At 58.5% G+C, this 22017-nt stretch carries 21 protein-coding genes; 9 read left to right on the plus strand and 12 right to left on the minus strand.

The window, feature by feature from the left end:
* Positions 1–27: 27 nt before the first annotated feature.
* The 8 genes from KVY02_RS00160 to argC form a co-directional block, all read right to left on the minus strand.
* Positions 28–795, minus strand: coding sequence for a ParA family protein (locus KVY02_RS00160; protein ID WP_039179044.1), 768 nt, complete (start codon positions 793–795; stop codon positions 28–30).
* Positions 795–1460, minus strand: a complete 666-nt coding sequence (gene rsmG, locus KVY02_RS00165) for a 16S rRNA (guanine(527)-N(7))-methyltransferase RsmG (RefSeq protein ID WP_218314091.1) — start codon at positions 1458–1460, stop codon at positions 795–797. The genes KVY02_RS00160 and rsmG overlap by 1 nt, the downstream gene beginning before the upstream one ends.
* The gene (mnmG, locus tag KVY02_RS00170; protein WP_016915588.1) at positions 1457–3361 is read right to left on the minus strand and encodes a tRNA uridine-5-carboxymethylaminomethyl(34) synthesis enzyme MnmG; all 1905 of its coding nucleotides are present in this window, start codon (positions 3359–3361) and stop codon (positions 1457–1459) included. Before mnmG ends, rsmG begins: the two co-directional genes overlap by 4 nt.
* Before the next feature lie 542 nt (positions 3362–3903).
* The gene (locus KVY02_RS00175) at positions 3904–4662 is read right to left on the minus strand and encodes an amino acid ABC transporter ATP-binding protein (RefSeq protein ID WP_016915589.1); all 759 of its coding nucleotides are present in this window, start codon (positions 4660–4662) and stop codon (positions 3904–3906) included.
* A 10-nt stretch (positions 4663–4672) separates the two neighbouring features.
* Positions 4673–5344, minus strand: coding sequence for an amino acid ABC transporter permease (locus KVY02_RS00180; RefSeq protein ID WP_016915590.1), 672 nt, complete (start codon positions 5342–5344; stop codon positions 4673–4675).
* Between the two features lie 98 nt (positions 5345–5442).
* Positions 5443–6210 (minus strand): transporter substrate-binding domain-containing protein, encoded by a 768-nt coding sequence (locus tag KVY02_RS00185; RefSeq protein ID WP_100731122.1) that lies wholly within the window; start codon positions 6208–6210, stop codon positions 5443–5445.
* Positions 6211–6358: 148 nt separating this feature from the next.
* Positions 6359–6712 carry an iron-sulfur cluster insertion protein ErpA gene (gene erpA, locus KVY02_RS00190; RefSeq protein WP_026001913.1) on the minus strand — a complete coding sequence of 118 codons (354 nt, stop codon included), beginning with the start codon at positions 6710–6712 and terminating at the stop codon, positions 6359–6361.
* Between the two features lie 263 nt (positions 6713–6975).
* Positions 6976–8010 carry an N-acetyl-gamma-glutamyl-phosphate reductase gene (argC, locus tag KVY02_RS00195; RefSeq protein ID WP_081138476.1) on the minus strand — a complete coding sequence of 345 codons (1035 nt, stop codon included), beginning with the start codon at positions 8008–8010 and terminating at the stop codon, positions 6976–6978.
* A 163-nt stretch (positions 8011–8173) separates the two neighbouring features.
* Between argC and KVY02_RS00200 the strand changes: the two genes are divergently transcribed.
* From KVY02_RS00200 to KVY02_RS00240, 9 genes are all read left to right on the plus strand, one after another.
* A complete protein-coding gene (locus tag KVY02_RS00200) occupies positions 8174–9979 on the plus strand; it encodes a chloride channel protein (protein WP_218314092.1) in 1806 nt (601 codons plus the stop codon).
* Between the two features lie 22 nt (positions 9980–10001).
* The gene (hemJ, locus tag KVY02_RS00205) at positions 10002–10433 is read left to right on the plus strand and encodes a protoporphyrinogen oxidase HemJ (protein WP_016915595.1); all 432 of its coding nucleotides are present in this window, start codon (positions 10002–10004) and stop codon (positions 10431–10433) included.
* Positions 10433–11242 carry a bifunctional hydroxymethylpyrimidine kinase/phosphomethylpyrimidine kinase gene (locus tag KVY02_RS00210; protein WP_100731119.1) on the plus strand — a complete coding sequence of 270 codons (810 nt, stop codon included), beginning with the start codon at positions 10433–10435 and terminating at the stop codon, positions 11240–11242. Before hemJ ends, KVY02_RS00210 begins: the two co-directional genes overlap by 1 nt.
* Before the next feature lie 37 nt (positions 11243–11279).
* Positions 11280–12560: a glutamate-1-semialdehyde 2,1-aminomutase gene (hemL, locus tag KVY02_RS00215; RefSeq protein WP_039179067.1), complete on the plus strand. Its 1281-nt coding sequence runs from the start codon at positions 11280–11282 to the stop codon at positions 12558–12560.
* 86 nt (positions 12561–12646) lie between these two features.
* A complete protein-coding gene (locus tag KVY02_RS00220; RefSeq protein WP_016915598.1) occupies positions 12647–12943 on the plus strand; it encodes a hypothetical protein in 297 nt (98 codons plus the stop codon).
* 236 nt (positions 12944–13179) lie between these two features.
* Positions 13180–13788 (plus strand): RdgB/HAM1 family non-canonical purine NTP pyrophosphatase, encoded by a 609-nt coding sequence (rdgB, locus tag KVY02_RS00225; protein WP_026001914.1) that lies wholly within the window; start codon positions 13180–13182, stop codon positions 13786–13788.
* On the plus strand, positions 13781–14950 hold the full coding sequence (hemW, locus tag KVY02_RS00230; protein ID WP_218314093.1) for a radical SAM family heme chaperone HemW: 1170 nt from the start codon (positions 13781–13783) through the stop codon (positions 14948–14950). Before rdgB ends, hemW begins: the two co-directional genes overlap by 8 nt.
* Before the next feature lie 45 nt (positions 14951–14995).
* A complete protein-coding gene (locus KVY02_RS00235) occupies positions 14996–15667 on the plus strand; it encodes an OmpA family protein (RefSeq protein WP_016915601.1) in 672 nt (223 codons plus the stop codon).
* Between the two features lie 78 nt (positions 15668–15745).
* The gene (locus KVY02_RS00240) at positions 15746–16591 is read left to right on the plus strand and encodes a 23S rRNA (adenine(2030)-N(6))-methyltransferase RlmJ (RefSeq protein WP_218314094.1); all 846 of its coding nucleotides are present in this window, start codon (positions 15746–15748) and stop codon (positions 16589–16591) included.
* 201 nt (positions 16592–16792) lie between these two features.
* Here the strand turns inward: KVY02_RS00240 and KVY02_RS00245 are convergent, their stop codons facing one another.
* The 4 genes from KVY02_RS00245 to yidC all read right to left on the minus strand — a co-directional run bounded on the left by KVY02_RS00245 (position 16793) and on the right by yidC (position 21931).
* Positions 16793–17392 (minus strand): DUF4276 family protein, encoded by a 600-nt coding sequence (locus tag KVY02_RS00245; RefSeq protein WP_016915603.1) that lies wholly within the window; start codon positions 17390–17392, stop codon positions 16793–16795.
* On the minus strand, positions 17389–18600 hold the full coding sequence (locus KVY02_RS00250) for an AAA family ATPase (protein ID WP_016915604.1): 1212 nt from the start codon (positions 18598–18600) through the stop codon (positions 17389–17391). Before KVY02_RS00250 ends, KVY02_RS00245 begins: the two co-directional genes overlap by 4 nt.
* Before the next feature lie 151 nt (positions 18601–18751).
* On the minus strand, positions 18752–20131 hold the full coding sequence (gene mnmE / locus KVY02_RS00255; protein ID WP_218314095.1) for a tRNA uridine-5-carboxymethylaminomethyl(34) synthesis GTPase MnmE: 1380 nt from the start codon (positions 20129–20131) through the stop codon (positions 18752–18754).
* A 117-nt stretch (positions 20132–20248) separates the two neighbouring features.
* On the minus strand, positions 20249–21931 hold the full coding sequence (yidC, locus tag KVY02_RS00260; RefSeq protein ID WP_016915606.1) for a membrane protein insertase YidC: 1683 nt from the start codon (positions 21929–21931) through the stop codon (positions 20249–20251).
* Positions 21932–22017 lie beyond the last annotated feature (86 nt).

Consider the following 22017-nt stretch of genomic DNA (forward strand, 5'->3'; position numbering starts at 1 on the left):
CAGCGACAGCCGCCGTAACGACAGGCGTTACAGTGACAACCGTCGAATCATCTCTTTGGCCAGCACGCGGTAGGCCTGGCTGCCCCGCGAAAAACGGGCGTACTGGGTCACGGGAAGGCCATGGCTTGGCGCTTCTGCCACTTTCACGTTGCGCGGAATGGTGGTTTTCAGCAGCGCATCGCCGAAAAAGTCGCGTAGCTGCTTGTCCACTTCCCGCGTGAGGCTGGTGCGCTTGTCGTACATGGTGCGCAGGATACCGGAGACGGCAAGCTCGGGGTTCACGCTCTGCTTGATCTGTTCCACGGTATCCAGCAGCGCCGAGAGTCCTTCCAGAGCGTAAAATTCACACTGCAGCGGGATCAGTACGCCATGGGCTGCAGTAAGCGCATTCACCGTGAGCATGTTCAGCGACGGCGGGCAGTCGATCAGCACCACATCGTATTCGTCGGCCACGCTGGCCAGCGCCTGAGAAAGGCGACTCTGCCGCTGCTCGGCGTCCAGCAGCTCGACTTCCGCCGCCGTCAAATCGCCATTGCCCGGCAAGACATCGTAACGAACCGACAAACCGCGCACGATGGCGTCGCTGGCCGAGGTTTCCCCCAAGAGCACGTCCAGCACGCTCTTTTCCAGATCGTACTTGTCGATCCCACTGCCCATGCTGGCATGCCCCTGGGGGTCGAGGTCGACCAACAGTACGCGCCGGTCCAGGGCGGCCAGGCTGGCGGCCAGATTGACGGCTGAAGTGGTCTTGCCCACGCCGCCTTTTTGGTTGGTCAGGGCAATGATCTGGCTCACTACTCAACTCCTTTTGGGGTCAGGATCAACAGCTGCCGCTCGGCCGTCTCGAAGGGTACATTCAACAGGTGCCGAGCGTTCAGTTCAACACCTGCTGGCAGGTCGCGCAGCTCGTCATCGGCACCGGGGCCCTTCATGGCCAGCCACTGGCCGTCGGCGGTCGGTAGCGGGCGTGTCAAGGTCACGAAGTCCACCAGGCTGGCGAAGGCCCGCGAGATCACCTGATCGAAGTGCTGGCCCGCAAACTGTTCGACCCTTGCCTGAGTGGGCGTCACATTGCTCAGCGCCAGCTCCATGACGGCCTGCCGTTGGAAGCGAACCTTCTTGCCGTTGCTGTCCAGCAGCGTCACCTGAAGTTCGGGCTTCAAAATCGCCAGCACCAGTCCAGGCAAGCCTGGCCCGGCGCCTACGTCCAGAAGTCGGGGCCCCCGTATGAAGGGCGCCACCGCCGCACTGTCCAGCACGTGGCGAGACACCATTTCATCGACGTCGCGTACGGCGGTGAGGTTATAAGCCCGGTTCCACTTGTGCAATAGCGCCAGCAGCCCCAGCAGCTGCTCACGCTGGGCGGGCGTAATGGCGATATCCAGTTGGGACAGCCCTTGCTCCAGTCTGGGGGCCACACTAGCGGGCAGGCTTTCAATCAGCGGCGGCAAGAAACTCATCCGTTGGCGACCTCGGTATGGCTGATCAGGCGGCGCTTTTTCAGGTGAATCAGCAGTATCGAGACGGCAGCAGGCGTCACTCCAGAGATACGGGCAGCCTGGGCAAGGGTTTCCGGCCGCGCGGCGCTGAGCTTCTGGCGAATCTCGTGGGAGAGCCCCTCCACGTTGTGATAATCCAGCTCAGCGGGGAGCGCTGTGGCTTCGTGGCGCTTGAGCTTGTCGATTTCGTCCTGCTGACGATCGATGTACCCCTGATACTTGGCCTGAATCTGCACCTGTTCGGCGACAGCTTCATCCTCCACGCCGCCGCTTTCCATGCCCGGCAGGTCGGTAATATCGGCGTAGGTCAGTTCAGGGCGCTTCAGCAAATCGCTCAGGCAGTACTCCCGCGACAGCGGCTTGCCGGTTTTCTCGGCGATGCGGGCGGCAGCCGGGCTGTTGGGATGTACCCAGGCGCTGGACAAGCGCGTGGCTTCACGCTCGATGGCATCACGTTTCTGGCTGAAAGCCGCCCAGCGGGTGTCATCGACCAACCCCAGCTGGCGGCCCTGCTCGGTCAGGCGGAGGTCGGCATTGTCTTCACGCAGCAACAGCCGATACTCGGCGCGCGACGTGAACATGCGATAGGGTTCCTTGGTGCCCATGGTGATCAGGTCATCCACCAGAACGCCTAGATACGCCTCGTCACGACGTGGGTACCACGCCTCCAGCTGCTTGGCTCGCCGTGCCGCGTTAAGCCCCGCCAGCAACCCTTGAGCACCCGCTTCTTCGTAGCCAGTGGTGCCGTTGATCTGCCCGGCAAAAAACAGGTTGTGGATAAATTTGGTTTCCAGCGAGTGCTTCAAATCCCGCGGGTCGAAGAAGTCATACTCGATGGCATAACCCGGGCGCGTGATATGAGCATTTTCCAACCCTTTGATAGAGCGCACGACCTGCAGCTGCACATCGAAGGGCAGTGAGGTGGAGATCCCGTTGGGGTAGAGCTCGTGGGTATCCAGACCTTCCGGTTCGATGAACACCTGATGGCTCGATTTGTCGGCGAAGCGATGCACCTTGTCTTCGATCGACGGGCAGTAGCGGGGGCCGATGCCCTCAATTACCCCAGAGTACATGGGGGAACGATCGAGGTTGTTCAGGATGATCTCGTGGGTGCGCTCGTTGGTGTGCGCAATATGGCAGCTCACTTGCTGAGGATGCATGCCCCGATGCCCCAGGTAGGACATGATCGGCGTGGGCGTGTCGCCTGGCTGCTCTTCTAGCTGTGAAAAGTCGACGGATTTGGCATCGATACGCGGAGGGGTACCGGTCTTCAACCTGTCGACGTGAAAAGGCAGTGCCCGCAGTCGCTCGGCCAGCGCATTGGAAGGCGGGTCGCCTGCGCGGCCACCACGGCTTTGATCCAACCCGATGTGGATAACCCCGCCAAGGAACGTGCCCGTGCTCAGCACTACCGACTCGGCATGAAAACGAATGCCTGTCTCGGTCACTACACCGCGTACGGTGTCGTTATCCACAATGAGGTCGCCAGCCGCCTGCTGAAAAATCGTCAGGTTCGGCTGGTTTTCCAGCATGCCGCGAATGGCGGCCTTGTAGCGGATCCTGTCTGCCTGGGCGCGGGTCGCGCGTACGGCAGGCCCCTTACGTGCGTTGAGTACTCGAAACTGGATGCCGCCCAAATCCGTGGCTAGCCCCATGGCACCACCCAACGCATCGATCTCCTTGACCAGATGGCTCTTGCCGATCCCACCAATGGCGGGATTGCAGGACATTTGGCCCAGCGTCTCGATGTTGTGTGTCAGCAATAGGGTTTGACAGCCCATGCGAGCAGAGGCCAATGCGGCTTCGGTTCCCGCATGGCCACCGCCGATGACAATCACGTCAAAGCGGTCGGGGTAGTTCAAGAGACACCTCGTCTTGTGCCCAAGGCACGGATGATGTGGTCAGCGGATCACCGCTGTTGGAATAAGCCCGCCAGTATAAACCTCCTGTGGGTAACCGTCAGGTTTTTCCACACCCCTTCTATCAGCGGTTTTATAAATTAATAACAAAATAAAAATATATAAGAGAAGTTCTGTAAATGTAGTTACTAATGGTGTGGACAAAATCTGTTGATAAATGATTTTTTGCCATATATATCATGGATTTGTATTGTTGACCAAGCAGTGGCGAACCGGCGGAGTGCCTGCGTAGAAGCGGTGACAGAGCTGTGGATGAAAAGCTTACTTACCCACAGGCCAGGTTAACGACGGCTTATCCACCGCTGGCTACCGCGCTTGTTACCGCACCTGTGAACAAGTGATCTGGTGACCATCATATGCGTTGAAAGATGCCCATGGCGCGGGTGTTAGCCAGATAGTGACCGCCGAGGAAAAAATATTATCCACAGGCAAAAAAAAGGCCTGTCGCAAGGACAGGCCGGTCGCGGAGGTACTCTGATGGGCTGCTAGTGCTTCAATACGCGCGCCAAGAAGGACTGGGTGCGTTCATGCTGAGGTGCATCGAACAGCTGTTCCGGTGGCCCTTGCTCGGTGATTTCCCCTTTGTGAATGAAGATGACGCGGTCGGCTACTTCCCGCGCAAAGCCCATTTCATGGGTCACGATGACCATGGTCATGCCTTCCTTGGCCAGCTCACGCATGGCGTCCAGCACTTCACCGATCATCTCCGGGTCTAGCGCCGAGGTGGGCTCGTCGAAGAGCATGAGCCGGGGTTCCATGGCCAGCGCGCGGGCCAGGGCGACCCGCTGCTGCTGCCCTCCAGAGAGCTGGCTGGGGTACTTCTGTGCCTGATCGGCAATGCCGACGCGTTCCAACAGCCGCTGAGCCGTCTCTTCGGCATCCTTACGGCTCCAGCCACGCACTTTCATGGGGGCCAGGGTAATGTTGTCGATGACGCTCAGATGGGGGAAGAGGTTGAACTGCTGGAACACCATGCCGACTTCGGTGCGGATGGTTTGCAGGGCCTTACTGCTTTTGCCATCGGGCAGCAGCGTATTGCCATCGACATCGAGGCTGCCGGACTGAAACTCTTCCAGCCCGTTGATGCAGCGGATCAGCGTGGATTTACCAGAGCCGCTGGCGCCGATCACGACGACGACTTCTCCAGGGACGATTTCCAGATCGATGTTCTTGAGCACATGCAGGCTGCCAAAGTGCTTGTTGAGCTTCTGCATTTGCACAATGGGCGATGAGGTCGAAGTCATTGTGCGCTCCTTATTGGCCAACGACGCCGCGCCGTTCCAACTGGCGCAGGATGATAGAGAGGGTCCAGGTAATGGCCAGGTACATCAGGGCGACCATGAAATAGACTTCCAGCGCCGTGAAGGTGGTGGCAATGTAGATCTGCCCTTGGCGCACCAGCTCGCCCACCCCGATGACGGAAAACAGCGAGGTGTCCTTGATGCTGATGATGCCCTGGTTGCCCAGCGGAGGGATCATGCGGCGGAAGGCTTGAGGCCAGATGACGTAACGAAACGACTGCGCTCGGGAGAGCCCCAGCGACAGCGATGCTTCGCGTTGCCCGCGTTCGATCGACTGCACGCCTCCGCGTACGATTTCGGAGATATAGGCCCCTGAATTGACGGCAATGGCGGCAATGCCGGCCACCAGCGCATTGATGGGGCCACCCAGTAGTTGGGGCAGGCCGTAGAAAATGAACAGCACCTGCACCAGGATGGGTGTACCGCGAAAGACTTCGACATACAGGATGGCTGGCCAGCGCAGCCAGCGCGTGCGGCTGATGCGCAGCAGGCCAAAGAAGATGCCGATGAAAAAGCCAATGGCCAGGCCGCCGAACGAGATCAGCAGTGTCCACGGAATACCGGGTAACAAGTAGGGAATCGAGCGGAAAGCGGCCGCCCAGTCGAATTGAAAAGTGACTTCCACGTGACGTCTCCAGAACAGCACCACACAATGATTCAGGGCCGGGGGCTAGGCCGCCCGGCCCTGTAAACGCGAGATAATGCACTTACCTCAGACAGTGCTTACTCTTCGTCGGAGGACTCACCAAACCACTTCTGGTAAATCTCGTCGTAGGTGCCGTCTTCACGCATGGCCGCGAGTGCTTCATTGGCGGGTTCTACCCACTGGCTACCCTTGTGGAAAACGATGCCGTACTGCTGGCCTTCGTACAGGGGGCCGACGACCTTGGTGCGACCTTCACCGCGTGTTTGCGAGAAGTAGGCAACGTTGGGGGCATCGTAGAACGCGGCATCGACGTTACGCCCCAGCAGGGCCATGTACATGTCGCTATTGCCTGGATAGGGAGTGATATCGGCGTCGTCGCCCAGCTGCTCTTGCAGGAAGTCGTAGCTGGTGGAGCCGATGCGCGTGGCGATGGAGAGCCCGGCCAGGTCTTCGATGGACTCTACGTCATCGTTGTCGGCACGCACGATGATCTGCAGGCCCGAGTCGTAGTAGGGATCAGAGAAGTCGACGATCTGCGCACGCTCTTCGGTGATGGTCACACCGGCAATGGCAATTTCCTGGCTGCCGGTCTGGACGGCCGGAATGATGCCCGCGAACTCCATGGTGGTGAGATTGACGTCGAAGCCAGCCCGTTCGGCGATTTCGTTGATGATGTCCATGTCGAAGCCGATCATTTCACCGGTTTCGGGGTCGAGCATCTCGAAGGGCACAAAGCTTGGGTCAGTCACCACATTGACCGTGGGTGTGTCAGCAAACGCAGTGGTACTGCCCAAGCCCAGTGCAACGGCAGTGGCGATAGCGGAGGTGGTAAAAAAGTGTTTCATTAGTTTCCCCGAGTTTTATGTGGTTTCCGTCACCGTTTATAGCGTGTTTCTTCGATAAACCGGTCGATGAACCGTTATTGACCTTTTTACCTTGGCGAGAAACCGCCAAGGCGTCAAGTCATGGGGAAGTCGTTGCGACCAACGCTGGTCATACCATGAACGAGGCACCACAGCCGCAGGTGGTGGTGGCATTGGGGTTTTGCACGCGAAAACGCGCCCCTGCCAGGCCCTCTTCGTAGTCCACGGTAGAGCCGACCAGGTATTGGTAGGAGAGCGGGTCTACCACCAGCGTGGCATCTCCAAATTCGATCAGGGTGTCGTCCTCTGCCACGTTGTCGGCAAAGTCAAAACCATACTGAAAGCCGGAACAGCCACCACCGGTGACATAGACACGCAGCTTGAGGGCTGGATTGTGCTCTTCGGCCATGAGTGCCTTGATGCGCTGGCGCGCACTGTCGGACAGCATTAAAGGGGTTGGAACAAAAGCTTCTGCACCGCTCATGGGTACCTCCCGCGAGCTTTAGGAACGAATAGATGGCATGGGGGGATTATGGGTAATTCCCAGCAAAATGGTCAACTATTGCGTTGGTATATCAAGCAGAGGGCAACTCGCCGAGGAGGCGCTGTGAATCCTTCCATGGAAGCTACATTTGCCTTCTGACCGCCATGGATGGCGGAAATGCCGGAATTGTTGGGAACATTTTCCGGCATTGGCAAATGACCTCCTCTCTGAGCTGCCCTCTGCATGCTGGTTTTGTGAGGTGTTTAAGGCATCAGAGCGGGGGCGTTGAGGCCCATCTGCTCATCGAAGCCAAACATCAGGTTCAGGTTCTGGATGGCCTGTCCGGAGGCGCCCTTGACCAGGTTGTCGATGACGGAAAGTACCACCACCGTATTGCCGTTGCCCGGACGATGCACGGCGATGCGGCAGGTATTGTTGCCTTTTACGCTGCGGGTTTCCGGGTGGCTGCCGGCGGGCATGACGTCCACGAACGGCTCATTGGCAAAGCGTTTTTCGAACAGCGCCTGCAAGTCGCCTGGCTCGGTGCTGAGGGTGCTGTAGAGCGTGGCGTGGATGCCGCGGATCATGGGTGTCAGGTGGGGGACGAAGGTCAATCCCACGGTGTCTGGCTGCATGTCGCCCAGGCCCTGACGAATTTCCGGCAGATGGCGATGGCCGCCTGCACCGTAGGCTTTCATGGACTCGCTGGCTTCGGCCAGCAGCGAGGCGACCTTGGCACCCCGCCCAGCGCCGGTCACCCCGGACTTGCAGTCGGCAATCAGCTGATTCGGGTCGATCAGGCCCGCTTCCAGCAGCGGCAGGTAACCCAGTTGAACCGCCGTGGGGTAGCAGCCGGGCACCGCGATCAGACGTGCGGTCTTGATCTTTTCACGATGCATTTCCGGCAAACCGTAGACCGCCTCCTTCAACAGTTCAGGGGCGCCATGGGGCTGGTCGTACCAGCGGCTCCACTCGTCGGCATCGCGCAGGCGAAAGTCGGCCGACAGGTCGATGACGCGGGTTCCGTTGGCCAATAGCTCGCCTGCCAGCGCATGGGCCACGCCATGAGGGGTGGCAAAAAAGACGGCGTCCATGGCCCCCAGGGCCTTGGCATCGGGCTCACTGAAGGTCAGGGTATCGTAGTGGCCTCGCAGGTTGGGGTACATGTCACAGACCTTGACGCCTGCTTCCGAGCGCGACGTTATCGCTTGAACATTTACCTCGGGGTGCTGGGCCAGCAGCCTCAGAAGTTCAACACCGGTGTAGCCAGTGCCGCCTACAATGCCAACGTTTATCACAGATCACTCCTTGCGCCTTCTGCACAGTCCTGGCAGCGGTAATTAGCAGCCTGGCAAGTTTTGCGAGGCTGTTGATGTGTCTCCAGCTATGATACACAAGAGAGCAGGCGCAGAAGAGCACTGCGTGTCGTAGACCTACTCTACCCACCCAAGGACGAGCGTTGTGGCAGGTTTTTCGCGGTCAGATTTCACCTTAGAGGGTTTTCGTCGCCAGCTGGCCAATGTGGATGCCTTGCCGCAACTGTGTGTGCTGGGGCTGGTGTCTGGTGTCATGACCGGGGCCGTCATGGTGGGGTTCAGGCTGCTGCTGGAGGCGGGAGCCGCGCTGTACATGCCGAACGGTAACCCGGAAGGCTTCGAAGCACTGCCCCCGTGGGTCAGAGCGCTGCTGCCCCTGCTGGCCGTGAGCGTCATCGGTGTGCTGCTGTATCGTCAGAAGGCCACCGCACGCAAGCTGGGCGTCGGCCATGTCATCGAGCGCCTGACCTACCATCAGGGGCGTTTTCCACTGCGTAACTGGCTCAACCAGTGGTGGGTCGGGGTGGTATCGGTGTTGGGCGGTCTCTCTGCTGGCCGTGAAGGACCGGCGATTCATCTGGGGGCGGCGGCTTCCAGTGGTCTGGGGATGCGGCTGCGGCTGCCGCACAACAGCCTGCGTGTGCTGGTGGCCTGTGGAACGGCGGCGGGTATTTCTGCCTCTTTCAATACGCCCATCGCGGGGGTCATCTTTGCCATGGAAGTGGTCATGATGGAGTACACCCTGATGAGCTTCATGCCGGTGATCCTGGCGTCTACCATGGGTGCGCTGGTGGCCCAGCTGGCGTATGGCAACGAGCCAGCCTTCCGCATCCCTGAAGTAGCACTTGGCTCGCTGATGAACCTGCCCTGGATAGTGGTGACGGGGCTGGTGATTGGCCTGATGGCTGGCGTATTCATTCATCTGGCACGCCATGCCTTCCTGCAAGGGCTGCCGTTATGGCTGAGGCTGGGCAGCGTTGGAGTGGCCACGGGAGCACTGGCGTGGTGGTTTCCTGAAATACAGGGCATTGGCTACGATAGCCTGGCCGCGGCGCTGAATAACCAACTGACCGTTAGCGTATTGCTGGCGCTGATGATCGGCAAACTGCTGATCACGGCCCTGACCGTGGCGGGCGGGGTGCCGATCGGTATCATCGGCCCCGTGCTGGTGTCGGGCGCAGCCACCGGCGCACTGGCAGGCATGCTGGGTGGCTGGCTATGGCCCGACAAGGCGGCAGATCCCGGGATTTATGCCATGCTGGGGATGGCCGCCATGATGGGCGCTGTGCTGCAGGCTCCGCTGGCGGCCTTGATGGCACTGCTGGAGTTGACCCACATCCCCCACATGATGTTGCCTGGCATGCTGGCGGTGGTGGTGGCTTGCCTGACCTCGCGACAGTTGACGGGCTGTGAAGGGTTTTTCGTCAGTTCGGTGCGGTATGGCATGCACCCCTTGCAGCAGCCGTTGATGCAGGCACTTTCCAGAGTGTCGGTGCCGGCGGTCATGGAGCGCTCTCTGGTGCGTACCGAGCGCATGATCACCCTCGAGCAGGCCCGCCAGCGGCTGGAGACCAACCCTACCTGGCTGGTGATCGAACGATCCAGCGACGACAAGCCGGTATTGGGCTTGAAAGCGGCAGAGCTGGCCCGTTGGTTGCTGGAGCATGACGAAGCCTTGAAAGAGGGAGCCGCGCAAGAGGAGGAGTTGATCGACCTGCTGGAAATTCCCGGGCAGCGGCTGGAAATGGCCCCCATCGGTTTGCAGGCCACCCTGTCGGAAGCCTTCCTCAAGCTGCAGGACAATACGCTGGATGCGCTCTACGTGATTCATGGCTACCGGCCAAAGCAGCAGCGAATTTCAGGTATCATTACCCGCGGCGCCATCGAGCGCTATTACCACTATACCGATACACGTCATTCTGACCCCCGTGACCCCACTGTTTCGCAATGAGCGCACCTATTAAGGAGAGACCATGTACGAGTGGATAAAGGCCATTCACCTGATGGCCGTTGTGACCTGGTTTGCTGCACTGTTCTATCTGCCACGGCTATACGTGTACCACGCGATGGCGCGCGACAAGGGGGATGTCCAGGCCATCGACTACTTCAAGACCATGGAGCGCAAGCTTTATCGCGGCATCATGACGCCCTCCATGATCGTCGTGCTGCTGTTTGGCGGCTGGCTGCTTTACCTGGTACCTGCCTGGTTCACTCAGGGCTGGATGCACGTGAAGCTGACGCTGGTGGTATTGCTGGTGGCCTATCACCACGTATGTCTGATCTATTTGAAGCAGTTGGCCCAGGATCGCTGCACCAAGAGCCACGTGTTCTTCCGCTGGTTCAATGAGGCCCCTGTCGTGGCCCTGATCGCCATCATTCTTCTGGCGGTAGTGAAACCCTTTTGATGCGCCAACCACTTCCTCCCGTTGTACTGGTATTGGCAGGCCATGACCCTACCGGCGGCGCTGGACTGGTCGCCGATAGCGAAGCCATCGCCGCGTGTGGTGGCTGGGCGGTGACCATTCCCACCGCCCTGACCGTGCAGAACTGCCATAATGTCACCACGGTATTGCCAGCCGATGCAGCTGCCATGCGGCAAATGGCAGAAGCGCTGGTCGACATGCAGATTGCCGCCATCAAGCTAGGCTTGCTGGCGGACGAAGCGACCTTGCGTGCGGCCGAGCAGATCGTGCGGCGTTTTCCGGGTGTACCGGTGGTGGCAGACCCCGTCTTGAAAGCGGGCGGCGGCACTGAGTTATCCACACCCCGTTTGCAGAAGCTTTATAGTGACCGTCTGCTTCCCCTTGTGGATATCCTGACGCCCAACCGTCATGAACTGATCGCGCTCACGCCTGAGATCGACGCACCGTTCGATGATACGGCCCGCGCTGTTTCGTTGTTATCGCGCGGGTGCCAGGCGGTACTGGTCACCGCCACGGATGAGCCTCTGCCCGGCAGCGGGCAGCAGGTGGTCAACACACTGCATTCGCCCGATACCACTCGCCAGTGGCAGTGGCCCAGGCTGCCGGAAGTATTTCACGGGTCCGGATGTACGCTGGCTTCCGCCCTGGCCGCTCGTTTAGCGGTAGGTGAGCGCTTACCTACGGCTTGCGAACAGGCACAGCACTTTACCTGGGAGAGTTTGTCACACGGCTATCAGCCGCCCAGCGGGCAGTGTTTGCCTCAACGTCTATCACGCCCTGCACGCTTTTGATTTTTATTGTCCGTCAGCTATTGCTATAGAGGATGCCATGACCACATCTGCAGAATTATTTGATCTGGCCAGTCGCCATATTCCCGGTGGCGTGAACTCGCCGGTGCGCGCCTTCAAAGGCTTGCATCGTCCCCCGGTGTTCATGGAGCGCGCCCAGGGGGCCTACCTGTTCGACGTCGAGGGCAATCGTTACATCGACTATATCGGTTCCTGGGGGCCGATGATTACCGGTCATGCCGACCAGGACGTGCTCGCCGCCGTGCGGGCCCGGCTGGATAATGGGCTCTCCTTTGGCACGCCTACGGCAGTAGAGACCACCATGGCGGACCTGATCTGCGAGATGATTCCGTCCATGGAAATGGTCCGCATGACCAGCTCCGGTACCGAGGCGACCATGTCGGCCATCCGGCTGGCGCGGGGCACCACGGGAAGAGACAAGATCGTCAAGTTCGAAGGCAACTACCATGGCCACTCGGATTCGTTGCTGGTCAAGGCGGGCTCTGGCGCGCTGACCCACGGTGAGCCCAGCTCGCCCGGTGTGCCTGCCGCGCTTGCCGAGCACACCATCACGCTCTCTTATAATGACCCGGAAGGCGTGGAAGCGTGCTTTGCCGAGATCGGCGAGCAGATTGCCTGCATCATCGTCGAGCCGGTGGCGGGCAACATGAACTGTATCCCACCCCAGCCTGGTTTCCTGGAAACCCTGCGCCGTGTGTGCGACCAGTACGGTAGTTTGCTGATTTTCGACGAGGTGATGACCGGCTTCCGTGTGGCCCTGGGCGGGGCCCAGGCCTATTACGGCATCACGCCTGACCTCACCTGCCTGGGCAAGATCGTGGGCGGGGGCATGCCGGTCGGGGCGTTCGGCGGCAAGCGTGACATCATGCAGAACATCTCGCCGCTTGGCCCGGTGTATCAGGCAGGCACCTTGTCGGGTAACCCGCTGGCCATGGCCGCAGGCGTCGCGCTGCTCACCAAGCTGCAGGTGCCGGGTTTCCATGATGCTCTTACCCAGCGTGTGCAAACCCTGTGTAACGGCCTGCAGGAGCGTGCCAACGCCGCGCGGGTACCCATGTTGACCCAGTCGGCGGGGGGAATGTTCGGCGTTTTCTTCACCTCGCAATCGCGGGTCGATAATTTCGCTCAGGCCACGGCGTGCAACCCGGATGCTTTCCGCCGCTTCTTTGGTGCGATGCTAGACCATGGCGTCTATCTTGCACCGTCTGCCTACGAAGCGGGCTTCATGTCCAGCGCCCATACACCCGAAGATATTCAGCTCACGCTGGATGCGGCCGAAAAAGCCTTTGCCGTTATGTAACGATAAGTAACTATCGAGCCAAGCGCCTGCTACACTACAAGAGCCGCTCTCGTCGAGCGGCTCTTGTGGTTACCGAGGTAGCTAACATGAAACGATCATCGGCTTGGCACGCTTCACGTCTATACGGCACGCTATTCACCGCCGAGTGGCGCATTACCCAGGACGGCGACACCGTCGAACACCCTGAAACCCGTGGCACGGTTCCAGCAGAATTTACCTTCGAAGGCGATACGTTGGAAGGCACCGTCAAGGGCAGCAACCGTTCCCGCTCCTCGACCCAAGGCAAGGGCGGTACGCTGACGATGTACACCAAGCCTTGGGTCTTTTGCTGGGACATGGGGAAAGCCTCATTCAAAGGAGAGCGTCAGCAGGTGACCTTATGATTGTTGTCTATAAGATGCTTTTCGAAAAGAATTGTTACTAAAGCAGTGAGTAAAGTAATTTGAATATTTTTATGCTGTTTTGATATTTATGAATAAGTATTTGATTTTTATATATAAAATAGCCAGTTTTATGGTCATTGCGTTGTGATGATTAAAATTCTGATAGTTACATTTCGTGTGCTTTAGCTGCGTTTCCGATAAGCGTAAACTGAGGCTCCCTGTTTGGAGGTTTCGATATGTCGACGGGTACGACGCTTGTCCTGGCCAGTGGAAACGCAGGAAAACTTAAAGAGTTCAATCAGTTGCTTGCCCCGCTTGGGCTCGATGTAAGAGCACAGGCAGAGTTTGGCGTGCAAGACGTGGAAGAAACCGGACTGACCTTCGTTGAGAATGCGCTGTTAAAAGCCCGTGAAGCCAGCCGAGTCAGCGGGTTACCTGCCCTGGCAGACGATTCGGGGCTGGAGGTGGATGCACTGCAAGGAGCCCCGGGTATCTACTCTGCGCGTTATGCCGGTGAGCCGAAGAGTGACGAACGCAACAATCAGAAACTGCTGGCGGCGCTTGCCGACTGTGCGGAAGGCCAGCGTAGTGGCCGCTACTGGTGTGTGCTGGTCTATTTGCGTCATGCCGAAGACCCTGTCCCCGTCATCGTACAGCGCAGCTGGGAAGGTGAAATTCTGGCGCATCCCCGTGGGGATGGTGGGTTTGGTTACGATCCTCTGTTCTGGTTACCGGATCAAGGCATGAGCGTGGCTGAGCTGGCGTCAGAGTCCAAGAACCGATTGAGCCACCGCGGGCGTGCGCTGCACGATCTCGTGGATATCCTGAAGGTGGCGCATGGCTGAGGCACTGCCGCCCCTGTCGCTTTACATCCACACCCCGTGGTGTGTCCGCAAGTGCCCTTATTGCGATTTCAACTCTCACGAGCCAGGCGCCCAGGGGCTCCCTGAAGAGGCGTACCTGGCTGCGCTATTGGCTGATCTGGAGCACGATCTTCCTCTGGCAGCCGAACGCCCTCTGCAAACGATCTTCATTGGCGGCGGGACGCCTAGCCTGCTCTCGCCGGACTTCTATCAGCGGTTGTTTCAGGGTATTCAGCAGCGTTTGGCGTTTGCACCAACCATCGAGATCACCCTGGAAGCCAACCCAGGCACGACAGAGCAGCAGCGTTTCGTCGGTTACCGTGAGGCGGGTATCAACCGGCTATCACTGGGCGTGCAAAGTTTCAGGCCCGCTCAACTGCAAGCGCTTGGGCGTATCCACAGCGGGCAAGAGGCATTGACGGCCGTGGGGCAGGCCCGGTCGGCGGGCTTCGAGAATATCAACATCGACTTGATGCATGGGCTTCCCCAGCAAACGCCCGAACAGGCCATGGAAGACATCGACCAGGCCTTGGCACTGTCGCCGGAACATCTCTCCTGGTACCAGCTGACCCTGGAACCCAATACGGCTTTTTTTTCACACCCACCTCCGTTACCGGAAGAGGAAGCGCTGTGGGACATTCAGGAGGCGGGGCATGAGCGCCTTGAACAGGCAGGGCTACAGCGTTATGAAATATCAGCCTATGCGCGCCCCGGCTTACAAAGCCAGCACAACCTGAATTATTGGCGTTTTGGCGATTATCTGGGCATTGGAGCGGGTGCCCATGGCAAGCTGACGCATATCGATAGGAATGGCCAATGGCAAATCGAACGCCGTTGGAAAACCCGCCAACCTCAGTCTTATTTAAGACGTCTCAACGATCCACGTGGTTTTGTGGCAGGCCAGCAGTTGATCGATGCTGATGAGCTGCCGCTGGAATTTGCCATGAATGCGCTGCGGTTGACGGAAGGAGTAAGCCTGCAGGCGTGGCAAGCGCATACGGGGCAGCCTGTGGAACGGTTACTCGACCGTTTACAAAGTGCTCACAAAAAAGGACTTTTGGTGGAAATGCCTGAAAAGCTGCGTGCTTCTCCTCAAGGTCTATTATTCTTGAACGAATTGCTGGCACTGATCAGCGATGAGTGAACAGTGATCACAAGGGCAGAACCTAATCGTAAAAAGGAGTAAGTGATGCGTATGTTCCGACTACTGACCCCGTTGGCGGCGGCTATTCTGGTGGCGGGCTGTGCCACCACCGACCCTTATGGCGGCCAAACACAACGCTCCAGCACTGCCGTAGGCACGGGCGTGGGGGCTGCCATTGGTGCCGCCGCCGGTGCCTTGTCTGGTGATGGAAGCACCAGCCGTCGTGATCGGGCCTTGATCGGCGCAGCCGTTGGCGCCGCTGCCGGTGCTGGGGTAGGGGCCTACATGGACCGCCAGGAGCAGCAGCTGCGTGAAAACCTGCAGGGATCACGTATCGAGATCGACCGTCGTGGCGATGACATCGTGCTGAACATGCCCAGCAGCGTCACCTTCGGTTTCGACTCTGCTGAGCTGACCAGCGACGCACGCAGTGCACTCAATGAAGTGGCCAATGTGTTGACCCAGTACACGGATACCCGCGTCAATATTGCTGGCCACACCGACAGCACGGGTAACGCGGATTATAACCAGCGGCTTTCCGAGCGCCGTGCCGAATCGGTAGGGCGTTACCTGAGCCAGAATGGCGTTTCCTCCATGCGTCTGAACACCTTGGGCTACGGTGCTACCCGGCCCGTTGCCAGCAACGATTCCGAGCAGGGACGGGCGCAAAACCGTCGTGTAGAAATCACGCTGACCCCGACAGGCAACGGTCAATAAGCCGCAAAAAAACCCTGTATTGCTCTAGAACGCCCGCTATGCTCCCATAGCGGGCGTTCTGTTTATATAGGCATCCTCATGCTGTCATACCAACACGCCTACCATGCCGGTAACTTCGCCGATGTTCAGAAGCACCTGACGCTCTATGCCGTCATCGATCATCTGTTACGTAAAAAATCAGCAATTACATATGTAGATACCCATGCGGGCAGAGGCTTCTATCCGCTGGCTACCGAAGAGACACAGCGGCTGCTGGAGTACCGTGAGGGCGTTTTACCGCTTTGGCAACATCGCCAGCAGTTGGCCGATCCACTTCTCAGTGCCTGGCTTGAGGCCGTGGTCACTGCTCAGCCAGATGCCAATACGCTCTCCTGCTATCCGGGTTCCCCCTGGTGGCTCGCCCAGCGTCTGCGCTCGGAGGATCGGCTGACCCTGTTCGAACTGCACCCCGGTGAGCACGAACATCTCGCCAGCCAGTCGCTGCCCAAGCGGGCGACGCGTATCTTCGGCGATGGACTGGACGGCCTGCGCCATCAGGTACCGGCACCGACCCCCAGGGTGTGTGTGTTGATGGATCCCAGCTACGAGCGCAAGGTCGAGTATCACGAAGTGGTGGAGAGCACGACCTACGTGCTCGAGAAGGCCAGGCATGCCGTGGTGATGATCTGGTATCCGTTATTACCTGCCGAACATCATCAAACGCTGCTGGCAGGCCTGCGTGACAGCGGAATTCGCAAGATCTGGCAAAGCGAATTGCTACTGCGCGCCCCTGAAGCGGGTGCCCGCGGCATGTATGGAAGCGGCATGCTGGTCATCAACCCCCCCTGGGGGCTGGATGAGCGTCTGACCAATGCCATGGCTCAGGTAACGCCAAAGCTAAGCGTTCACAGCCGCTTCCGAGCGTCCTGGTTGGTCCCGGAGTAGGGATCCACAGGTATCAAAGGGACTCATGCCAAGTTGTCCAAATCGGACATGACTGCGAGCGGCGTTGCACATCCGATTGTAGGAAGGATGTGCTCCTTTGCTCGTCACTTTCGACAATATTGGCGTGCCACTGGTCGTCAGTTCGAGCCGGGTAGCCGGTTAGGCGAGTTAAGCTGGGGCAGCGATACGAAATTTCATGCTTCAATCCACGTTCATATCGACGACGTTGGCTTGCCACTCTTTGCACAACTTGCGGAATGATCGGCTGTTATCAAGTGCCTGTTGCAGATCGAAGTAAGCGGTGAAAGCAGGCTGATCTAGTACTTCGCTATAGGTTTGGCTTCCCATATTCTGGCGTAACCAGCCTTTTGCGTCTCGTGGTGTCTCTGCGTCGGCTGGAAGTTCATCTGGACAACGAAATCCCCTGCACCCGTCGAGCGATCGTGCTGCGGCAATGAACCAGGCTTCGTATTCTCGCTTTGGCAACACTACCGACAAGCGTCGGTGCGGCACATGCTGCCTTGCGCGCTGATAGATGTCAGCCGCCAGTTCGACTGGACAATCGTCATCGGCGTCCAGCACCACCAAAATCCACCCCTGCTCACCACACTTGGCGGCTGCTAACAGCAGTTGCTTGCGAAACTCGTCTTCTCGATTGAGGAAGCGGTCTCGATGCACGCGAATGGGCGGTAGCGCCTGCGCATAGCAATGTCCGGGGCGCCACTCGTTCAAGCGGCGCAGTAGCACAGGTAGTGCGGCCACCTCGCCATGGCCTTCTACAATGCTGGCTATTTGGATCATGAGGATTCTGTCTCACTGAAAAGGTCACCAGAGGCAGCCTTGTTCTGTTGATCTATGCTCATGCGATCAGGTGCCAGTTGGTTCATGCGCAGCAGTTCTCCTGCCGAGAACAGGTGATCCCGCATCATTTGGCGCGATCCTTCATCTAGCGGCGCAACCTTGGTTTCCCCTGCCTCTGATACTACGGCCAGCACGGCATCTTCGTCGATGTTACGGTCATCCAGCAGGTCCGGGCTGTGGCTGGTTACCAGGATTTGCGTAGTTTTGGACGCACGCACCAACGCCTCACGCAGCGCAGCGCTCGCTGCAGGATGAAGTGCAGTTTCAGGTTCCTCAATGCCGATCAAAGTTGGTGAATAATCCACATTACCCTGTAATAACGCGGCCAGAACACCCAAGGCACGCAAGGTGCCATCGGACATATTTTGAGCAAGGAAGCGCCAGGGGTGCTTGGAGCCCGCCATATCCTGGCGAAACTCCAATGTTTCCATTGGCCCAATAGGCTTGCGTTCCACGCCATGCACCATCGGTGCCACGGAGTGCAAATACTCCTGGATCAGCGCCATCTGGGTAGGTGCTACTTTTTCCAAATGACCGATCACGCTGGCGATGTTCTCCCCAGACGGCCGCAACAGTCGGCCATCTTGCGGCTTCTGTAATTCGCGCATCAGCTTGGGGTTGAGGTTATAGAACCCCATCGCAGTCAAGGCATCGAATACCGGGCGGAAAGCCGTTAGCCCTGAAGCGGCTACCAATGCTAGCCTATCCGCAGTGACAGACGGAAAGGTCGCTTCGCTGCTGTCACGTAATTTGCCTTTGTCGATTCGGAAGAATGGGCCTTTGCCAATACCTGCGATAACACACTCTTCTCTTTGAACCTCGTAACCGCCATTCTTCAACGCTCCTATGACGAAGCCATAGTGAGCGGCTTGGCCACCGTGCATGACAAACTCGATACGAAGTGCGAAATGTGTGGGATGACCACCGCTACGTCGGCGCACTTCGTTGATGCCGCCGCGCTCATTCAAGGCACTATCCAGCGAATTGAACAGCGCGTCGCGTACGAAATGCAGAGCATCCATGAAATTACTTTTGCCTGCACCATTGTGCCCAACCAGATAAGTTAGCGGGCGCAAACATACATCGCTGTAGCCGATGCTCTTGTAGTTGCGCAAGACGATGCGCTTAATAAAAGGAGGATGTATCATTCTTGTCTCTCCGCATCAGACTTTAAATACCTTCATCACACTGGTCTCCAGTGTGTAGTGGTCAAGTGTTTTTGGCTACCGTGATTTGGCTTAGGCGGCGTATCTGCCCCAGCGTTGGTGTCGACGCTCTGGCCTAATTATGTTGCTCGAATTACTTGCCGATACAGAAGCTGCCAAAGATCTCTCCAAGCAGGTCGTCGGCGCTGAACTCCCCGGTAATCTCTCCCAGTGCCTGCTGGGCATCGCGCAGATCTTCGGCCAGCAGCTCTCCTGCACCGTAGCCTTCCAGCTGAGCTCGCCCTGCTTCCAATGCGGCCATGGCACGGTCCAAGGCATCCAGATGGCGGCGGCGTGCCGAGAAACGACCTTCGGTAGTGGCGGAAAAGCCCATCACCTCTTTCAAATGGGCTTTCAAGTTATCCACACCTGCCCCCGTTTTGGCCGAGAGCCTGACGATGGGAGTGCCTGTGGGTAACTCAGATGCTTCGAGCCCTGGCGCTTCGGCGCTGCTGTCGATCTTGTTGCGCACCAGGGTCAATCGCTGCTGGTCCGGCAGGCGGGCCACGAATTCGGGCCAGATGGCCATGGGGTCCGTTGCCTGGGTAAGCGAGGCATCGACTAGCAGCAGTACGCGATCGGCTTTCTCGATCTCTTCCCAAGCCCGGGCAACGCCAATTTTTTCTACCGCGTCCGGCGTATCGCGCAGGCCAGCGGTGTCGATAATATGCAGTGGCATGCCGTCCAGGTGGATGTATTCACGCAGCACGTCGCGGGTGGTGCCCGCAATGTCCGTGACGATGGCCGTGTCCTGCTCGGTCAGCGCATTGAGCAGGCTGGACTTGCCCGCATTGGGGCGCCCTGCAATCACCACGCTCATGCCTTCACGCAGCAAGGCGCCTTGACCTGCGGCCTGGCGCACACGCACCAGCGCCTGCTGCACCTGTTCCAGATGCGTTGCCACGTGGCCATCGGCAAGAAAGTCGATCTCTTCTTCGGGGAAGTCGATGGCGGCCTCTACATAGACACGCAGCTCGATCAACTGCTGAACCAGTGCAGAAACGCGCTGTGAAAACTCGCCTTGCAGCGAGCGCAGGGCATTTTCGGCAGCCGAGCGTGAGCTGGCATCGATCAGATCGGCAATCGCCTCGGCCTGGGCCAGGTCCAGCTTATCATTCAAGAACGCGCGTTCGGAGAACTCGCCTGGCCGAGCCAGGCGTGCCCCCAGGGCGAGGCAGCGCTCCAGCAGCATATCCATGATCACGGGGCCGCCGTGTCCCTGCAGCTCCAGCACGTCCTCCCCGGTAAAGGAGTTAGGCCCGGCAAACAGCAGTGCAATCCCTTCATCGATAATGCCTTGAGCACCACTGAAGGGGCCGTAATAGGCATGACGCGGGGGAGGGCATTGCCCTAGTATGGCCTGAGCGATATGGCGGCTTTCCGGGCCAGATACGCGGATGATGCCAACGCCGCCGCGCCCTGGGGGGGTGGCCAGGGCGGTAATCGTGTCTTGGGTATAGAGTCGTTCAGCCATAACGCGTCCTGGAGATCAAAAAAGAAAGTTTATCGTGTATGCAGCGGAAGAAAAGGGCAGGCCTGAAACGCCAGACCCCCGCTTTAGCGGGGGTCTGGTGAAGAACGGGATGAGAGGCTACTTGGTGCGCATCCCTTTGCCCACATTGGGGTCTTTCTCGATATTGCGGGTAATCACGTACTGCTGGGCTACCGAGATGATGTTGTTCACCACCCAGTAGATGACCAGACCCGCCGGGAACCACAGGAAGAAGAACGTGAAGATAATGGGCAGCATCTTCATGATCTTGGCCTGCATGGGGTCCGGAGGCGTCGGGTTGAGCAGCTGCTGAACGTACATCGATACACCCATCAGGATGGGCAGAATGAAGTACGGATCTTTCACCGACAGATCCTGGATCCACAGCATGAACGGCGCATGGCGAAGTTCAACGGATTCCAGCAGCATCCAGTACAGCGCGATGAAGACCGGCATCTGGATGAGGATCGGCAAGCAGCCACCCAGCGGGTTGATCTTCTCTTTCTGGTAGAACTTCATCATCTCTTGAGACATTTTCTGGCGGTCATCGCCATAAAGCTCTTTGAGACGCTGCATCTCCGGCCCGAGCTTGCGCATCCGAGCCATGGACTTGTAGGCCTTGGCTGAAAGCGGGAATAGCGCGAGCTTGACCAGCACGGTCAGCAGAACGATGGACCAGCCCCAGTTGCCGACTACGTCATGAATCTTGTCGAGCAGCCAGAACAGCGGGTTGGCAATGAACCACAGCCAGCCATAGTCCACGGTCAGACGCAGATTTGGTGCCACCTGCTCCAGGTACTCCTGGACCTTGGGCCCCATGTAGAGGGTAGCTCCCAGAGTGGCTTCGCCTTCGGCGGCCACGCTGGTCACCGGCCCTGCAAAGGCGGCAACGTTGCGGTTGCTGGAGTCGGTGGTCGCGTAATACAGGTTCTGCTGATTCTGAGCAGGTGCCCAGGCAGAGACGAAATAGTGCTGAATGATGGCTACCCAGCCACCCTGGGCCTCACGGTTCTCGAACCGACCGCGCTGGATATCATCGAAATCGACTTTTTCGTAGCGGGTATCGGGTGACGAGTAGGCAGCCCCCAGATAAGAGCTCATGCCCATGGCGACGCCACTGGAGGGGTCCGGGCTGTTATCGCGAGCCAGTTGGCCAATGAAACGGGCACTGACAGGTTCATCAGTGTTGTTGGCCAGGTAATAGCTGACATTGACCGCATAGCTGCCGCGCTCGAAGGTCAGACGCTTGATCACGTCAACGCCGTTGACCTCTGCCGTCAGGTCGACGGTGAGCTCTTGCTCGTCGTTGCCCAGGCGGTATTCGGTGTTTTCAGGCGTAAACGTGATGCGGCTTGACTGGCCATCCAGCTGCAGGCCAGAGCGTGCTACGTAGCTGCGCGTGGCGTTATCCGACAGCAACACGTAGTTGCGTTCAGAGTCCAGCGTCAGCTTGTGCTGTGGCAGAGCGGCATACACGATATCCCCACCAAAGGGGTCGATGCGTACGTCCAGCACATCGGTAGTGACGGCGATGAAGTCACGACTGGCGGTCGAACTTGGCGAGTCGCTCATGCCTTCATCGATGGCGGCCTGAGGTGCGGAAGTACTGGGAACGGAAAGATCGTCGCTGCCGCCTTCACTCGCAGGTGCCCCATTGCTTGTCTGGGTCATTTCGGGAGTGGAGTCGTAGCTGGTCTGCCCGTAATCCTGATTCCACTGTACAACCAGTAGGTAGGCAAGCACTGCCAGTGGAATCAGTAATAAAAGTCGTTTTACGTCCATGAGGGTTCTGCCCGATGGGTGGTGAACATGCTAATGGCGCAGTGTCATTTGCTCGGCCCATGACACACGAAAGCCTGCCAAGCGGC

The sequence above is a fragment of the Halomonas sp. 18071143 genome, from assembly GCF_019211725.1.
Classification (GTDB): domain Bacteria; phylum Pseudomonadota; class Gammaproteobacteria; order Pseudomonadales; family Halomonadaceae; genus Vreelandella; species Vreelandella stevensii.

Coding starts and splice junctions, on each gene's coding strand:
- hemL (WP_039179067.1), top strand. CDS start 11,280: ATGACCACATCTGCAGAATTATTTGATCTGGCCAGTCGCCATATTCCC.
- rsmG (WP_218314091.1), bottom strand. CDS start 1,460: ATGAGTTTCTTGCCGCCGCTGATTGAAAGCCTGCCCGCTAGTGTGGCC.
- yidC (WP_016915606.1), bottom strand. CDS start 21,931: ATGGACGTAAAACGACTTTTATTACTGATTCCACTGGCAGTGCTTGCC.
- KVY02_RS00220 (WP_016915598.1), top strand. CDS start 12,647: ATGAAACGATCATCGGCTTGGCACGCTTCACGTCTATACGGCACGCTA.
- KVY02_RS00175 (WP_016915589.1), bottom strand. CDS start 4,662: ATGACTTCGACCTCATCGCCCATTGTGCAAATGCAGAAGCTCAACAAG.
- KVY02_RS00210 (WP_100731119.1), top strand. CDS start 10,433: ATGCGCCAACCACTTCCTCCCGTTGTACTGGTATTGGCAGGCCATGAC.
- KVY02_RS00235 (WP_016915601.1), top strand. CDS start 14,996: ATGCGTATGTTCCGACTACTGACCCCGTTGGCGGCGGCTATTCTGGTG.
- rdgB (WP_026001914.1), top strand. CDS start 13,180: ATGTCGACGGGTACGACGCTTGTCCTGGCCAGTGGAAACGCAGGAAAA.
- KVY02_RS00240 (WP_218314094.1), top strand. CDS start 15,746: ATGCTGTCATACCAACACGCCTACCATGCCGGTAACTTCGCCGATGTT.
- hemJ (WP_016915595.1), top strand. CDS start 10,002: ATGTACGAGTGGATAAAGGCCATTCACCTGATGGCCGTTGTGACCTGG.
- KVY02_RS00250 (WP_016915604.1), bottom strand. CDS start 18,600: ATGATACATCCTCCTTTTATTAAGCGCATCGTCTTGCGCAACTACAAG.
- KVY02_RS00245 (WP_016915603.1), bottom strand. CDS start 17,392: ATGATCCAAATAGCCAGCATTGTAGAAGGCCATGGCGAGGTGGCCGCA.
- mnmE (WP_218314095.1), bottom strand. CDS start 20,131: ATGGCTGAACGACTCTATACCCAAGACACGATTACCGCCCTGGCCACC.
- erpA (WP_026001913.1), bottom strand. CDS start 6,712: ATGAGCGGTGCAGAAGCTTTTGTTCCAACCCCTTTAATGCTGTCCGAC.
- KVY02_RS00185 (WP_100731122.1), bottom strand. CDS start 6,210: ATGAAACACTTTTTTACCACCTCCGCTATCGCCACTGCCGTTGCACTG.
- hemW (WP_218314093.1), top strand. CDS start 13,781: ATGGCTGAGGCACTGCCGCCCCTGTCGCTTTACATCCACACCCCGTGG.